The 16,124-nt window shown below is 39.7% G+C and carries 15 protein-coding genes; 7 read left to right on the plus strand and 8 right to left on the minus strand.

Features of this window, described 5'->3' with window-relative positions; all coding sequences use genetic code 11:
* Positions 1 to 157: 157 nt before the first annotated feature.
* From rsmG to asnC, 4 genes are all read right to left on the minus strand, one after another.
* A complete protein-coding gene (rsmG, locus tag ACGF49_RS20635) occupies positions 158 to 778 on the minus strand; it encodes a 16S rRNA (guanine(527)-N(7))-methyltransferase RsmG (protein ID WP_113041874.1) in 621 nt (206 codons plus the stop codon).
* A gap of 13 nt (positions 779 to 791) precedes the next feature.
* The gene (gene mnmG, locus ACGF49_RS20640) at positions 792 to 2,681 is read right to left on the minus strand and encodes a tRNA uridine-5-carboxymethylaminomethyl(34) synthesis enzyme MnmG (protein WP_112872184.1); all 1,890 of its coding nucleotides are present in this window, start codon (positions 2,679 to 2,681) and stop codon (positions 792 to 794) included.
* Positions 2,682 to 3,061: 380 nt separating this feature from the next.
* The gene (gene mioC / locus ACGF49_RS20645; protein WP_112872185.1) at positions 3,062 to 3,502 is read right to left on the minus strand and encodes an FMN-binding protein MioC; all 441 of its coding nucleotides are present in this window, start codon (positions 3,500 to 3,502) and stop codon (positions 3,062 to 3,064) included.
* 91 nt (positions 3,503 to 3,593) lie between these two features.
* Entirely contained in the window at positions 3,594 to 4,055 is a 462-nt protein-coding gene (gene asnC / locus ACGF49_RS20650; protein WP_112872186.1) for a transcriptional regulator AsnC, read from the minus strand.
* Between the two features lie 165 nt (positions 4,056 to 4,220).
* Between asnC and asnA the strand changes: the two genes are divergently transcribed.
* Entirely contained in the window at positions 4,221 to 5,213 is a 993-nt protein-coding gene (asnA, locus tag ACGF49_RS20655) for an aspartate--ammonia ligase (RefSeq protein ID WP_112872187.1), read from the plus strand.
* A 6-nt stretch (positions 5,214 to 5,219) separates the two neighbouring features.
* Here the strand turns inward: asnA and viaA are convergent, their stop codons facing one another.
* Both viaA and ravA read right to left on the minus strand, forming a co-directional pair.
* Positions 5,220 to 6,677 (minus strand): ATPase RavA stimulator ViaA, encoded by a 1,458-nt coding sequence (viaA, locus tag ACGF49_RS20660; protein ID WP_113041875.1) that lies wholly within the window; start codon positions 6,675 to 6,677, stop codon positions 5,220 to 5,222.
* Between the two features lie 4 nt (positions 6,678 to 6,681).
* Entirely contained in the window at positions 6,682 to 8,184 is a 1,503-nt protein-coding gene (gene ravA / locus ACGF49_RS20665; RefSeq protein WP_228902374.1) for an ATPase RavA, read from the minus strand.
* A 265-nt stretch (positions 8,185 to 8,449) separates the two neighbouring features.
* On the opposite strand from ravA, the gene rbsD reads away from it, so the two are divergent.
* From rbsD to rbsR, 6 genes are all read left to right on the plus strand, one after another.
* Positions 8,450 to 8,869, plus strand: a complete 420-nt coding sequence (gene rbsD, locus ACGF49_RS20670; protein ID WP_112872190.1) for a D-ribose pyranase — start codon at positions 8,450 to 8,452, stop codon at positions 8,867 to 8,869.
* Between the two features lie 7 nt (positions 8,870 to 8,876).
* Positions 8,877 to 10,382, plus strand: coding sequence for a ribose ABC transporter ATP-binding protein RbsA (gene rbsA, locus ACGF49_RS20675; protein WP_113041877.1), 1,506 nt, complete (start codon positions 8,877 to 8,879; stop codon positions 10,380 to 10,382).
* Between the two features lie 6 nt (positions 10,383 to 10,388).
* The gene (gene rbsC / locus ACGF49_RS20680; RefSeq protein ID WP_228902376.1) at positions 10,389 to 11,360 is read left to right on the plus strand and encodes a ribose ABC transporter permease; all 972 of its coding nucleotides are present in this window, start codon (positions 10,389 to 10,391) and stop codon (positions 11,358 to 11,360) included.
* Between the two features lie 24 nt (positions 11,361 to 11,384).
* The gene (rbsB, locus tag ACGF49_RS20685) at positions 11,385 to 12,275 is read left to right on the plus strand and encodes a ribose ABC transporter substrate-binding protein RbsB (RefSeq protein ID WP_112872194.1); all 891 of its coding nucleotides are present in this window, start codon (positions 11,385 to 11,387) and stop codon (positions 12,273 to 12,275) included.
* A 63-nt stretch (positions 12,276 to 12,338) separates the two neighbouring features.
* Positions 12,339 to 13,268 carry a ribokinase gene (rbsK, locus tag ACGF49_RS20690; RefSeq protein ID WP_113041878.1) on the plus strand — a complete coding sequence of 310 codons (930 nt, stop codon included), beginning with the start codon at positions 12,339 to 12,341 and terminating at the stop codon, positions 13,266 to 13,268.
* A 2-nt stretch (positions 13,269 to 13,270) separates the two neighbouring features.
* Positions 13,271 to 14,287: a ribose operon transcriptional repressor RbsR gene (rbsR, locus tag ACGF49_RS20695; RefSeq protein ID WP_113041879.1), complete on the plus strand. Its 1,017-nt coding sequence runs from the start codon at positions 13,271 to 13,273 to the stop codon at positions 14,285 to 14,287.
* Here the strand turns inward: rbsR and mdtD are convergent.
* The gene (gene mdtD, locus ACGF49_RS20700) at positions 14,268 to 15,659 is read right to left on the minus strand and encodes a multidrug transporter subunit MdtD (RefSeq protein WP_113041880.1); all 1,392 of its coding nucleotides are present in this window, start codon (positions 15,657 to 15,659) and stop codon (positions 14,268 to 14,270) included. The genes rbsR and mdtD overlap by 20 nt on opposite strands.
* 228 nt (positions 15,660 to 15,887) lie before the next feature.
* Positions 15,888 to 16,124: hypothetical protein (locus tag ACGF49_RS20705; protein WP_387492536.1), on the minus strand; the 237-nt coding region annotated here is incomplete at its 5' end.

Here is a 16,124-nt window from a genome sequence, read left to right on the forward strand (position 1 = left end):
AGGTTCAACTATCTTAATATCAAGATAACGTTATTTTCATGTAATAACTCGGTAAATTAAAGCTGAAACGAGGCAAACCATAATTAACGATGCTGACTACAGTATAATTGTGCTCAACATCACTAATTATTTATAACTTTATTGACAAATAACAAAATCAGTTTGATTTAAGGATAACCAAATGACGTTGCCCTTCCAGTTCAGGAACATCTAATTTAATAACCGAATCGATAGAAATTCCAAAAGGCAACATAGTCAGCTCCTCTTCTGGAAGCACACCTTTAAGTGCATAGAAACACCCATGAATAGGCTCAGGCAAATGACTGCACCAAGAGACCATATCTTGTAACGAAGCAAAAGCACGGCTTATTACGCCATCAAAAGGTAGTTCAGAAGAATACGCTTCAACCCTGCTTTGTACTGGTTCAATATTTACCAAATCAAGTTCATGCTGAACCTGACGCAAAAATCTCGCCCTTTTACCTAAACTATCCAGCAATGTGAAATGAGAATCTGGACGAACAATAGCTAACGGAATACCTGGCAACCCTGGACCTGTACCCACATCGATAAAACGATGACCTTGCAAATAAGGGCTGACAACAATACTGTCCATGATATGACGCACCAGCATTTGCTCTGGCTCACGTACCGACGTGAGATTGTAAGCTTTATTCCACTTATTGAGCATATCAACATAGGCTACAAGCTGCTGTTTTTGCTGTAGCGACAATTCTATTCCTGCTTTGGTCAGCAACAATTCTAGTTTGTTAAGCATAATCAAGATCCTCTCAAGCACTGCGGCGCAATAATCCTTGTTTTTTCAACCACACAAGTAAAATTGAAATTGCCGCAGGTGTTACTCCTGAAATACGTGAAGCCTGACCAATTGAACTCGGTTTATGATCATTGAGTTTAGCGACAACTTCATTGGAAAGACCACTAATTTGGCGGTAATCGAGATCAACCGGTAATGATGTGTTTTCATTACGTAGCTGTTTTTCGATTTCTTCCTGCTGGCGGGCAATATATCCCTCATATTTGACCTGAATTTCAACTTGATCAGCGGCTTGTGGTTCTTCAAGACCTGGAGAAAACAGGGGCAATGAGGTCAAAAGTTCATAGTTCATTTCAGGACGACGCAGTAGATCTTCACCATTAGCCTCTTTCGACAATGGCATTTTCAATATATTGTTTATGTCATCAAGATTATTTGAATTAGGGTGAATCCAAATATTACGTAAACGCTGGCGTTCTTGTTCAACCATTTCCACTTTACGACAATAATGTTCCCAACGTGAATCATCTACCAACCCTAACTCACGGCCTTTTTCTGTTAAACGCAGGTCTGCATTATCTTCACGTAGCATCAAGCGATACTCGGCACGAGAAGTAAACATACGGTATGGTTCTTTAGTCCCTAAAGTACATAAATCGTCAACTAAAACACCAATATAAGCTTGATCACGGCGAGGGAACCAACTTTCTTCTTCTGAAGCGTAACGAGCTGCATTAAGGCCAGCCAAGAGTCCTTGAGCAGCAGCTTCTTCATAACCCGTCGTGCCGTTGATTTGTCCAGCAAAAAATAGACCGTGGATAAATTTACTTTCTAATGTTTGTTTCAGATCTCTTGGATCGAAGAAATCGTATTCTATTGCATAACCAGGACGAATAATGCGAGCATTTTCCATTCCTTTCATGGAGTGAACAATTTGCATCTGTACGTCAAATGGTAAGCTAGTAGAAATACCATTTGGATAGATTTCATTGCTAGTCAATCCTTCAGGTTCAAGGAAAATCTGGTGAGCATCACGATCTGCAAAACGCATGACTTTATCTTCGATTGAAGGACAATAGCGAGGACCGATCCCTTCAATGATCCCCGTATACATTGGGCTACGATCCAGATTATTGCGGATCACATCGTGGGTTTTTTCATTCGTATGGGTGATGTAACACGGTATTTGTTGTGGATGTTGTTTCACATTTCCAAGGAAAGAGAATACTGGAGTTGGATAATCACCTAGTTGTTGTGTTAACTGACTAAAATCAATAGTTCTGGCATCAATACGTGGTGGTGTTCCTGTTTTCAATCTGTTTACACGTAAAGGCAACTCACGTAAGCGCTGTGCCAACGAAATGGCTGGGGGATCACCGGCCCTTCCACCACTATAGTTTTCCAAACCAATGTGGATTTTACCGTCAAGAAATGTTCCTACAGTCAAAACAACAGCTTTAGCTCTGAACTTAAGGCCCATGCGTGTCACTGCGCCAGTAACTGTGTCATTTTCAACAATAAGATCTTCTACAGGTTGTTGAAAGATCATTAGATTAGGTTGGTTTTCCAATGCCATGCGTACAGCTTGACGATAGAGAACCCTATCCGCTTGAGCACGTGTTGCACGAACTGCGGGCCCTTTACTGGCATTTAAAGTTCTGAATTGGATACCAGCTTGGTCAGTTGCTTTAGCCATTAAGCCACCAAGCGCATCAATTTCTTTAACCAGATGCCCTTTACCGATCCCACCAATGGCTGGGTTACATGACATTTGGCCCAAAGTGTCAATATTGTGGGTCAGCAATAAGGTTTGACGGCCCATACGAGCGGCTGCCATAGCCGCTTCAGTACCGGCATGACCACCACCGATAATAATGACGTCAAATTGTTCTGGATAAAACATGGTGATGAACCTTTAGTTATAAAAATGCTCAGTGTTGCATTAAGGGAGGAGAATTCTACTCAAGTTTCAGTGATAGACCAAGTGGGTGAGATCACCGGTAATTAAAAGAAGATCTTTTTTATTTAAAGATCTATTTATTAGATCTTTTATTAGGATCATGATCTTTTGTGGATAAGTTATTTTTCCTTAGAAAGATCATAAAGCTGTAAAGGATCATTTGTTGTGAATGATCCGTGATCCTACAAGGTATAAACTGGGATCTAAATCGGTAGTTATTCACAGGGTGATCATTGTCATATAGTTATACTATGGATAACTACGGGTTAACCCCGGCTTTTTAGATAAGTTATCCACAATCGTTTGCTGTTTTTTTGTTCTTATTAGAGTGCGTTTGCCCAATCTTTAACCCATTCTTCTGCTGGATCTTCGGGGATCTCATGCTGTTGAATATCAATTTCCAGACGATCACCGAGACGTTTAGCACCATTTTCTATCAATAGTTGGTCAAATGATCTTATTGCACCGCAAAAAGTATCGTATTCGGAACTACCAAGGCCAACAGCGCCAAACGTTACCTTGCTGAGATCAGGTTTTTGGTCAGAAATTTCTGCGGCCAATGGTTGTATATTTTCTGGCAATTCTCCTGCTCCATGTGTAGATGTGACGACTAGCCAGATTCCTTCTTGAGGAAGTTCATCTAAAGAGGGGCCATGTAGCATTTTAGTGGAGAAACCAGCATCTTCCAGAATTTCAGCCATATGTTCAGCTACGTATTCAGCACTGCCCATCGTGCTGCCGCTGATTAAGGTAATAGTGGCCATAGTGATCCCAACAGATTTCAAGAGCCGCTATTGTACGCTGTGAATCTATTGGGATCTACCTGTGGATAATGTGGTTATAACAAATTTTATTTTATGGCTTGATTGTTCGCATGATCGGGTTTTGTAAGGAGATCAGGGTTTCTGTTGATTGAATTTCATCGATAGTCTGTATTTTGTTGATAAGTACATCTTGAAGGGATTCAATTGAGCGGCACATAACTTTAATAAAGATGCTGTAGTGGCCTGTTGTGTAGTAAACCTCAACTACTTCACCCAGGTTGTCTAGTTTTTTCAGAGCTGATGGGTAATCTTTAGCACTCTTAAGAATAATGCCAATAAAGCAACACACATCATAACCAAGTTGTTTTGTGCTGATATCGACTCTGGTACCGGTAATGATTCCTGCTTGCTTCATTTTTTCCACGCGAACGTGAATTGTTCCCGGACTGACAGCAAATTTCTTTGCTAGTTCGGCATAAGGTGTACGTGCGTTGTCCATTAAAGCGTGAAGTATGTCACGGTCTAGATTATCGATCTGATAAATTTCTGCCATTTTCAGCCCCTTTTTTTAAGGAATTTTCATTTTTTAATCTTAAAAATGAATTTTATGAATCATAAAGTCTATTTTTATTAAAGTATATTGAATTTATCCCTCATTTTATTGCTTAATGTTTCCAACAGGACATCAGGGCCACCTAAAAAATTAGAGAATAACATTATGAAAAAGTCGTTTATTGAAAAGCAGCAACAAATCAGTTTTGTGAAATCTTTCTTTTCCCGTCTGCTGGAAAGCAAACTGGGTCTGATTGAAGTACAGGGGCCAATCCTAAGTTGTTTGGGAGATGGTATTCAGGACAACTTGTCCGGCCATGAAAAAGCTGTTCAGGTAAAAGTAAAAACTTTACCGGATTCAACTTTCGAAGTAGTACATTCGTTGGCTAAATGGAAACGTAAGACACTGGGTCGTTTTGGCTTTCAGCCTGAACAAGGGCTTTACACTCACATGAAAGCATTGCGTCCAGATGAGGATCGCTTAACACCAATTCACTCTGTTTATGTTGATCAATGGGATTGGGAAAAAGTGATGGGAGATGGGCAACGCTCACTTGCTTATCTTAAACAGACAGTAGGTAAAATTTACGAAGCAATAAAAGAAACAGAAAAAGCTGTCAGCAAAGAGTTTGGTCTGGCACCGTTCCTGCCAGATCAAATTCACTTTGTTCATAGTGAAACGCTTCTGAGCCGTTATCCGGATCTGGATGCAAAAGGCCGTGAACGTGCTATTGCTAAAGAATTAGGTGCTGTTTTCCTCATTGGTATTGGTGCGAAATTATCTGATGGTCAATCTCATGATGTGCGTGCGCCTGATTATGATGACTGGACGACACCAAACAGCGATGGTTTTGTTGGCCTAAACGGCGACATCATTGTCTGGAACCCTGTTTTGGAGGATGCGTTTGAGATCTCTTCTATGGGTATCCGTGTTGATGCAGAAGCATTGGAGCGTCAGCTAGCACTGACTAGTGATGAAGAGCGTTTACAATATGATTGGCACCAGGCGTTACTCAAAGGCGACATGCCGCAGTCTATTGGTGGCGGTATTGGTCAATCCCGTTTAGTGATGTTACTGCTGCAAATGAAACACATTGGTCAAGTTCAGTGCAGTATCTGGTCACCTGAAGTACGCGAAACTGTAGAAGATATGCTTTGATTCAAGTTAGTGACGCCATTTTCTCAGTAAACGGCTTTTAAGTCCGGTATCAAAGTGCCAGATATGATCGAATATCCGCATAATATCTGGCTTACCATATTGGGACATGGAGACCGCATGGAAGCGGTGTTGCTGATGCAGTTGCAGATTTTTTATCTGATGGATTAGTGAGTTTGGCAGACGCTGAGCAATGAAATCTGAGATAACAACAGCATCAGCATTTTTCCAACATTTTTCTTTCATTTTTTCTATTGTGCTTGTCAGACAAAAAGCGAGATCTGTCCCTCCTTTGAAAGTTTGGCTGAGAAAACGAATAGCTTGCTCCAGACCATCTGGTGAAGATAGTTCATAGTGCACAATTCCTGTCGTAAATAGCATGATATGACAGTTGCGATTATCAGCTAGAGCAATGCGTAACAGTGCTAAACAAAAGGCTTTGGCGCATTTTTCATTGAATTTCCCCATAGAACCGGAAGTATCTACACAAATAATAAATGGTCCTCGTGGTCTTTCTTCCTGGCTATAATAAGTGACTGGCCGTAATGTTGTTTTTTCTCGCCAGTTATCACCTTGTAAGCGATAGGTCAGGAGTTTTTTTTCCACTAATTTGCGATAAAACTCATATTCCAGATCTTCAATTCCTAATATCGCTAATTCTATTGGCAACAGGCGCAGAATATCATCACTTTGTCCGATACCATTTACCTGTTCAGGAACGGTATCGGGTGTTCGTTCGATTGTAGTAACTGGTTCGAAAGAATGGTTTTCTTGTGGTTTTGATTTTGCAGATTGGCTACGTCCAAGTAATTGAGCTAATTTTTTCAGTTCCGGCTGTTGGTGAAGAAATTCACTATAGCGGATCAATAACTGCTTATCATTTTGGGAATGATTTAACTGACTTTTGCTCATATCCCATAATCGTCCTGTTGCCCTATCATTTTCACTAAAAACAGGATCAAGATTACCGCTTAGTGTCAGCCTTTGTTGCAGTTCTGCCAGTAATTGCTCTTTTTCTTGCTCCAACAATTGCTTCTGGAAGGTTGTAGTTTGCAGGATCAAACTGATCCTCCATCGTTGAATAAATAGGGTTTGTAGTGTATTTGAATCAGCAATGGTGTTGGTTGCGAGTTTCTGTGCTTCTTCACTAAAAGGGGATTCAATTCGGTTCAGAGTTTCTAAAATATCGGGAAGTTTAAGGTAAAAATGATTTGTATTGGCAGACAGTACTTGTTGATATAACTGAAATTCTTCTGCTAGAGTTGCAGGAATGAGCGCTTCTTTAATCCTTTGCTGTAAATCGTGTTTCCAGCCAGGGATATCTTTTAGTAGTGCACGTTTCAAGCGAGGATGTTTTTCAAAAAAGATAGCTAACTGAGGTGAAGCTAAAAGCGTTAATATGATCTCTTCTATCATCTCTCCTTCGTTTATTGACAGTAAAAGATCAAGGGTTGTCAGACTAATCATTTAATTAGCTGCCTATTTTTATTTTCAACTGCTTAATTTTATCTGATAACTGGATAAAGCTTTGCTCTATCGTAGCAAGCCAATGACTTTCAATAAATAGACATGGCTGATGCTGATTAAACAGTTGGTGTTGGTGATGAATTTCTTGATTAACTTTTTCCAATCTTTCCAGCCACTCGTTGTTTTCTTCATTTTTCTGATGCTGATGATCTGGTAAATATAGCGTGGATGAACGGCGGCTAATATCAAAAATCTCTGGCTGATGTGCTGAATTAACTTCGGCTGCTATGTTTTGTGGAAAACCAATACCGTTCAGACGGGCTGATAATTCTCTGCCTTTGTTTATCCAGATAATCAACGCTTTTTTTTCCAATTCAATGAAATTGACTTTAATATCATGGAGATGAAGAGGTGTATGTAAGAATAGAATCAATTTTTCTTCATTGATATGATCGGGTAGCGAATATTGTATTTTACGTCCAAACAGACTGGTTTGTTTTTCCAGCTTTAACGCCTGTTGATCATTTTTATCCTGACGGGCTTGAGTCCATTGGTGATAAAGCGAATCAATTTGTTGAGATAATATTCTTTGCCGATATGCCTGTTCGGTCATGAGAGTATTCAAGTATTGGGGTAATAATTTAAAAGAGTGAAGATCATGCCACAGGCAATCTTTCAGTAATATTAAATCAAGAGGTGATATCTCTTTTCTGCCATTGAAGAAAGCACTGGCTTGTAATAAATGAATGGCTTTCTTCCAGCGCCTGTCTGAAACGTAAGGTGAATGTTCTGTTGTATCAAGTTGCTGACGTAGATGATAAATAATATCAAAACAACTATCTGGTAGAACTATTTTATCAACCTCTTTTTGCCATTGATGGAATTCTTCGCTTGTTATTTGAATGTCTGCCGGAACAGGGTTATCATTTTCATTTTTGTGGCTAGTGAGTAACGCTCGGAAATTCTTCTTTTCTTGAATTTTATCCAGCCAGATACGAATTAGCATTCTGTCATAAAGTGCTTCCAGACTGTTATCTGCTTCAGGCAGCTCATTGGATGCTGTTATAAGTAATCGCATTGGAATTTTCTCTTCTGTATCCCCATTTCTGAATTTTCTTTCATTAATTGCAGTCAGTAGGGTATTAAGAATTGCCGGACCGGCTTTCCATATTTCGTCAAGGAAGACAATTTCAGTTTCAGGTAAATATCCGTTAGTTAGACGTTGATAACGTCCTTCTTCTTTCAGTGCCTGAATAGAAAGAGGGCCGAAAATTTCTTCAGGGGTTGAAAAGCGAGTCATCAGATATTCAAATGCTCTGGCATCACGAAACGCAAATTTCAATCGTCGGGCTATCAAACTTTTTGCGATGCCTGGAGGACCGAGTAGAAAAACACTTTCTCCACACAATGCAGCTAGCAAACATAAACGAATAGCCTGCTGTCTTTCATACAGACCACTTTCCAAATAATGACTTAAGCAAACTATTTTTTCTGTTAATAATAGCATAATTCATACCAATATTATCTGTTGGATTAGATAAAACCTAATTAGCCTTCTCCATAGATTTTAATCATTATTTGTTGATGTAGACAATATTTACCTTAAAAATCGATTCAGCGTCAAATATTCAATAAGTTAACGTTTTTTTTTCGTTTCTTTTATTATCGAAACGTTTCGATAGTGATCACATTTTTGTATCACTAATGTTGCATTTTAAATATTACTTTCTATATTACTAAATAGCGAAACGTTTCGCTAATGGAATAAAAAAATGAAAAAAGGTGTATTACTTAATTCTGAAATTTCAGCCGTAATTTCTCAGCTAGGGCATACTGACCAGATTACAATTGGTGATGCTGGATTACCAATTCCTTCTTTAGCCCAGCGGATTGATTTAGCGCTAACCCAGGGAATTCCCAGTTTTATATCCGTTCTTAATGTCGTTACACAAGAAATGCAGATTGAAGCTGCATTCTTAGCTGAGGAGATCATTGACCATAATCCTTTGATACATCAATTAATATTAACTCAAATTAAAGAGCTTGAGAAACAGCAAGGGAATTCAATTACTGTAGATTATATTAGTCATAATATGTTGAAAGAAAAAACAAAACATAGCCGAGCGGTGATTCGCACAGGAGAGCATTCTCCTTATGCTAATATTATCTTTTGTGCCGGTGTGACTTTCTGAGGTGATTATGCTGCCTGTACTGGAACTAAAAGGAATTAGTAAATCTTTTCCCGGTGTCAAAGCATTATCTGGCGCGGCACTACGTGTTTACCCGGGTAAAGTGATGGCTCTGGTAGGGGAAAATGGTGCAGGTAAATCCACGATGATGAAAGTGTTGACTGGAATATATACCAGAGATACAGGCACGGTTCATTACCTAGGAAAAGAAGTGATTTTTTCTGGCCCTAGCTCCTCTCAGAAAGCGGGGATCGGGATTATCCATCAGGAATTAAATCTTATTCCCCAACTGACCATTGCTGAAAATATTTTCCTGGGACGCGAATTTGTTAATAAATTCGGTGCGATTGACTGGGGAAAAATGTATCAGGAAGCCGATCGTCTTTTAAAAAAATTGAATCTGAGTTACAGCAGTCACCGTTTAGTCGCTGAACTTTCTATCGGTAATCAGCAACTGGTTGAAATTGCTAAGGTACTGAGTTTTAAATCCAAAGTTATCATTATGGATGAGCCAACTGATGCGCTGACCGATACAGAAACTGAATCATTATTTCTCGTAATACATGAACTAAGATCTCAGGGATGCGGTATTGTTTATATTTCCCATCGTTTGAGAGAAATTTTTGAAATTTGCGATGATGTGACGGTATTCCGTGATGGACAATTTATTGGTGAAAAGTCGGTAAAAGAGCTAAAAGAAGAGACTCTGATTGAAATGATGGTTGGGCGAAAACTGGAAGATCAGTATCCTCGCCTGAATTTACCTCGGGGCAAAAAACGACTTGAGGTTAAGCAGATTTCTGGTTCCGGTGTGACAAATGCCAGTTTTTCTCTTTATAGAGGGGAAATTTTGGGTATATCAGGGCTAATGGGGGCTGGCCGCACTGAATTGATGAAAATTATTTATGGTGCGTTGCCAAAAACTCAGGGGCGAATCACACTGGATGAAACCCCCATTGTAATTCGTAACCCTCAGGATGGGTTAGCTTGTGGGATTGTTTATATTTCAGAAGATCGTAAACGTGATGGCTTAGTTTTGGGAATGTCAATCAAAGATAATATGTCTCTTACTGCCTTACGTTATTTCAGTAACTGGTTAGGTAGTCTTAATCATAAAGAAGAACAGAATGCAGTTAGTGACTTTATTAAATTGTTTAGTATCAAGACACCTTCAATGGGACAAGCTATAGGTTTACTTTCTGGTGGTAATCAGCAAAAAGTAGCTATTGCCCGTGGATTAATGACTAGACCAAAAGTTCTTATTCTGGATGAACCTACGCGTGGTGTAGATGTTGGCGCAAAAAAAGAAATTTATCAATTAATTAATCAATTCAAGAAAGAGGGGCTAAGTATTATTCTCGTTTCTTCTGAAATGCCAGAAGTGATAGGAATGAGTGATCGTATTTTGGTTATGTGTGAAGGCCGGATCAGTGGCGAATTTTTCGCTGAACAGGCAACTCAAGAAGTTTTGATGGCAGCGGCTGTAGGCAAACAATATGGAGCGATTCAGGAGTAATTCAGTATGAATTCTAATATACCACCGACATTTAAACGTTGGTTTACTAAAGAGTGGTTACTGAAACAAAAGTCACTGATTGCGTTACTAGTGCTGATAGCCGTAGTTTCTTCTCTTAGCCAAAATTTTTTCACTTTAAATAACTTGTTTAATATTCTGCAACAAACATCAGTCAATGCCATTATAGCCGTTGGGATGACATTGGTTATCCTGACATCGGGTATTGACCTGTCTGTTGGTTCATTGCTTGCGTTAACAGGGGCAGTAGCAGCTTCATTGGTTAGTACGGAAGTTAATGCTCTGGTGGCTATCGTGAGTGCTTTGGCTTTAGGTGCTGCAATTGGTGCTTGTACAGGAATAATAATTGCTAAAGGTAAAGTACAGGCATTTATTGCCACTCTAGTCATGATGTTGTTACTTCGTGGAATAACCCGTGTCTATACTGATGGTAGCCCAATAAATACAGGATTCAGTGATAATGCGGATCTGTTTGGCTGGTTTGGTATTGGCCGTCTACTGGGAATTCCTACTCCAGTATGGCTGATGTTGATAGTTTTTGTTATCGCCTGGTATATCCTGCATCACACCCGTCTAGGTCGTTATATTTATGCCTTGGGGGGGAATGAATCGGCTACCCGTTTATCTGGTATCAATATCGATAAAATTAAAATTATCGTTTACTCCTTATGCGGTTTACTGACGGCATTGGCAAGTATTATTGAAGTCGCTCGTCTTTCTTCTGCTCAACCTATGGCAGGGGGAGGTTATGAATTAGATGCTATTGCTGCCGTAGTACTGGGAGGAACTCGACTGGCTGGTGGTAAGGGATTAATTATTGGTACTCTGATTGGTGCACTAATCCTCGGTTTTTTAAACAATGGCTTAAACTTATTAGGTATTTCTTCTAACTATCAGATGATTGTTAAAGCAATTGTAATATTGTTGGCAGTTCTGGTTGATAACAAAAATGGTAAATAACCTCACCCTACAGGAAATAACATGATGAAAGTGAAGAAATTAGTAACAATTTTATCTGCTGTTGCGCTAAGTATGACTGTAAGTATAAATGCATTGGCGAAAGACACTATCGCGTTAGTCATTTCTACACTGAATAATCCATTCTTTGTCACAATGAAAGATAGCGCTCAAAAAGAGGCGGATAAGTTGGGCTATAACCTAATTGTGTTGGATTCTCAGGATAATCCAGCGAAAGAATTAGCTAATGTTCAGGATTTGACGGTACGTGGTACTAAACTCATGCTAATTAACCCGACTGACTCCGATGCTGTTGGTAATGCCATTATTATGGCTAACAATGCCAAAATTCCGGTCATTACTCTAGATCGGATAGCGAATAAAGGTACTGTTGTCAGTCATATTGCTTCTGATAATCGCTTGGGGGGTAAAATAGCGGGTGATTTTATCGCCGAGAAATTAGGGAGTGAAGCCAAAATTATTCAGCTAGAAGGTATTGCCGGTACTTCTGCTGCCCGTGAACGTGGTGAAGGATTTAATAAGGTAGCACAGGAACATAAATTCAATATGTTAGCTAGTCAGCCTGCTGATTTCGATCGTACTAAGGGACTGAACGTTATGCAGAACTTACTGACGGCTCATTCGGCTGTACAAGCTGTATTTGCTCAGAATGATGAGATGGCGTTAGGTGCTTTGCGCGCTTTACAAACAGCAGGTAAAAGCGATGTATTAGTTGTTGGTTTTGATGGTACTGGAGATGGTATCAAAGCTGTCCAACGTGGAAAACTAGGAGCGACAATCGCTCAGCGTCCTGATCAAATTGGTATCGTTGGTGTTCAGACTGCAAATAAAGTGCTGAGAGGCGAAAAAGTTGAAGCCGTCATCCCTGTGGAATTGGAGTTAGTTATTAAAAAATAAATCGGTATTTGTGCCGTTACTCATTGATGGTGGTGACGGCATAATTAAAAAGGAATAAATGTAATGAGTACAGCAAAACTTGCGGTGCTTGGCAGCATAAATGCTGACCATATTTTGAATCTTAAGTCATTCCCTCGTTCGGGGGAAACGGTGATCGGGGAACAATATCAAGTTGCTTTTGGTGGTAAAGGTGCTAATCAGGCGGTAGCAGCAGGCCGCAGCGGTGCTGACATTACATTTATTGCTTGTGTTGGTGAGGACGATATTGGTTTTCGTATCTATCAGCAGTTAGCAAAGGATAATATTAAAACTTCTGGCATTGAAGTGATTAAAGGAGAAACAACGGGTGTAGCGTTGATTTTCGTTAATCAGCAAGGTGAAAACGTTATTGGTATCAATGCAGGCGCTAATGCGGCGTTGACACCGGAATATTTCTATCGCTACCAAAATATTATTGAGGAAGCAGATGCATTATTGATGCAACTTGAGTCTCCATTGGAAACAGTGCAACTTGCTGCAACAATAGCTAAGCAAAATAATACAAAAGTGATACTCAATCCGGCGCCTGCCAGAAAATTATCTGATCAATTGCTCTCGCTGGTGGATATCATTACACCGAATGAAACAGAAGCTGAATATCTCACTGGAATTAAAGTAGAAAATGATTCAGATGCGGAAAAAGCGTCTCAAGTGTTGCATGATAAAGGTATTGATACGGTAATTATCACATTGGGTAGCCGTGGGGTATGGTTGAGTGAAAGCGGTCAGAAAGGAAAGATTGTTCCGGGATTTAAAGTTAACGTTGTAGATACTGTTGCGGCAGGAGATACTTTCAACGGTGCGTTGGTGACAGCATTATTGGAAAGAAAATCCATGTCATCTGCCATACGATTTGCTCACTCTGCTGCTGCGATAGCGGTAACCCGTCAGGGAGCTCAGCCTTCCGTCCCGTGGCGAAATGAAATTGAGGCATTTTTAACTGAACAGGATTAACAGTGGCTACAATGAAAGATGTTGCTCGTTTTGCAGGCGTTTCTACATCAACTGTATCTCATGTTATTAATAATAATCGTTATGTCAGTGATGGTGTGAAAAAGAAAGTTAACGATGCGATTGAGCAATTGAATTATGCGCCATCAGCGCTTGCAAGAAGTCTTAAAATCAAGCAAACCAAAACCATTGGTATGCTGGTCACAACCAGTAATAATCCTTTTTACGCTGAAATTGTAAGAGGGGTTGAACGAAGCTGTTATGAGCGTGGTTACAGCCTTATCTTGTGTAATACAGAGGGTGATGCCAAGCGGATGGATTACAGCATGGAAACTTTGCTGCAAAAGCGAGTAGATGGAGTGTTGATTATGTGTACTGAAAATCAACACCGCTCCTGTGATGTTTTGCGTCGTTATCCTCCTTTACCTATGGTTATGATGGATTGGTCTCCATTTGATATTGTCAGCGATGTTATTCAGGACAACTCTTTATTGGGGGGGGAGATAGCCACTAATTACCTTATTAGCTGTGGTTTTAAAAAAATAGCCTGTATTGCAGGTCCACAAGATAAAACACCCGCTAATCATAGATTGCAAGGATATAGAAAGGCAATGGCAAATGCTGGTCTTGTTATTCCTGAAGGCTATGAAATTTACAGTGATTTTGAATTTGCTGGTGGTTTTGAATCAATGCAAAAATTGCTGCAACATCCTGAATCGCCGGAAGCTGTTTTTGCCAGCAATGATGCAATGGCTGTTGGCGCTTATCAGGCTCTGTACCAAGTAGGGCTTTCTGTGCCGGATGATATTTCCATCATTGGTTATGATGATATCGACTTTGCTCCTTATATGATCCCACCGTTGACAACCATTCATCAGCCAAAAGATGAGCTAGGAAAGCTTGCTGTTGATACTTTGCTTTATCGGATGAATAATCCAGAAAGTGATCCTAAATTGCTAGTATTAACTCCAACACTGATTGAGCGCAGCTCAGTTTCTGTTCTTAAGTGTTCTTTTTCTTAATCATGTTATCTCCATCTTCCTTATGTAATAACAGGAAGGTAGAAGAAGCGAGTAAAGTTATTATTCCTACGGTAATAAAAGTACTGTGAAAATGATCAACAGTCGTTCCATAATGCATGGATTCATAGAAACGGAGAATAGCGGCACTTACTGCAACACCGAAGCTAATAGATAACTGCTGAGTTACAGCTAATAAACTATTTCCCGAGCTGGCATTATTATCGGTCAGATCAGCGAGAGTAATGGTATTCATCGAAGTAAATTGAATGGATACAGCCATACCCAGTAAAAATAGTGGAATAGCCAAAAGGACAGCGGACATTTCTGGTGATTGCAGTGAAAATTGAGAAATCATTAATCCAATAATGATTGTTATGCTAACCAGCGTCTTACGATATCCAAAGCGAGTTAATACATTAGTAACGAAAGATTTGGCTATAACAGAACCAATAGCTGTTGGGGCCATCACCATGCCGGCAATGACTGCTGAATAACCAAATCCAACTTGTAGCATCAAAGGAATTAGAAAAGGAATACAACCAGTTCCCAAACGTGTAACAATATTACCTATAATACCTATAGAGAATGTGCGAATGCGGAACAATTTCAGGCTGATAAGCGGTTGGGTTTGTTTTCTAGCATGCATCAGATAACCAAATAATATCATAAAACCACCGACCATAATTGTCAGAGGTATATAACTTGGTAACGTACTTTCCCCTAGTAAATCTAAACTGACAGAAACCATGATTAAACTCAGTCCAAAAAGTATAAAACCGAGAAAGTCAAATGAGCGTTTTGGCATTGTAAAATTAGGCATATGCTTTTTAGCATAAATAATCCCCAATAAACCGATTGGAATATTGATAATAAATATCCAATGCCAGGTAGCATAAGTGACTAATAATCCACCGAGCATAGGACCAAGAATTGGCCCTACTAACCCAGGCATGGTAACAAAATTCATAACGGGTAGAAGTTCGCTGCGTGGATACGCACGTAATAACGCAAGGCGGGCAACGGGCATCATCATTGCGCCACCAATTCCCTGAATTACACGGGAAATAACCAGAAAAGTTAAATTACCTGATAAGGCACAGGCAAGGGAGCCTAAAGAAAACAAGGATACAGCAAAAATAAATATTCGGCGGGTGCCAAAACGATCTGCTAACCAGCCGCTGACTGGAATTAGCAAAGCAACAGTCAGAATATAGCTGACAACAGCAGATTGCATCGCTAAAGGTGAATGTTCGAGGCTTTCAGCAATAGCGGGCAATGCTGTGTTGAGAATTGTTGCATCTAAGGCTTGCATAAAGAAAGCTATTGCAGCAATCCAGGGTAGCCCCGCCATATTACGAGCGGTTTTTACCATTAATAATCCTGCTTACTTTTATCCAGCCAATGTTTGGTTGGATATTAATCTAATTCACTACTATATAAGATCATTAGCGCTCTGTTAATAACTTTTGGTAAGCGAGAAGTGCGCTATGATTGTCACCTTTAACAATTCTTTCATGAGCTTCCAGTTGTACAATTTTATCGGAAATAATAGCTTCAAAGTGATTCTGGTAAAACAGATGAAATAGTTTGTCTACTTATATTACTTTAGTTTTGGAGTAATTATTGTCGATGTCATCAGTTTTTGTATGAAAAAAATACATAAATACAAGTTTTGTTGAAAAAAACCGCTAACGGCAGTTTTTTTTAAATAAATGCTTGCCAGCGTCAAAGAACGCCCTATAATGCGCCACCACTGACCGACACAACGCTGATAAACATTGTGAGGTCGGGCAGAGAAAAAGCTAATAAGCGCTTGACTCTGCGGGCGAAAAGCGTA

Origin of the sequence: Photorhabdus sp. RM96S, from assembly GCF_042879335.1 — a bacterium.
Classification (GTDB): domain Bacteria; phylum Pseudomonadota; class Gammaproteobacteria; order Enterobacterales; family Enterobacteriaceae; genus Photorhabdus; species Photorhabdus kayaii.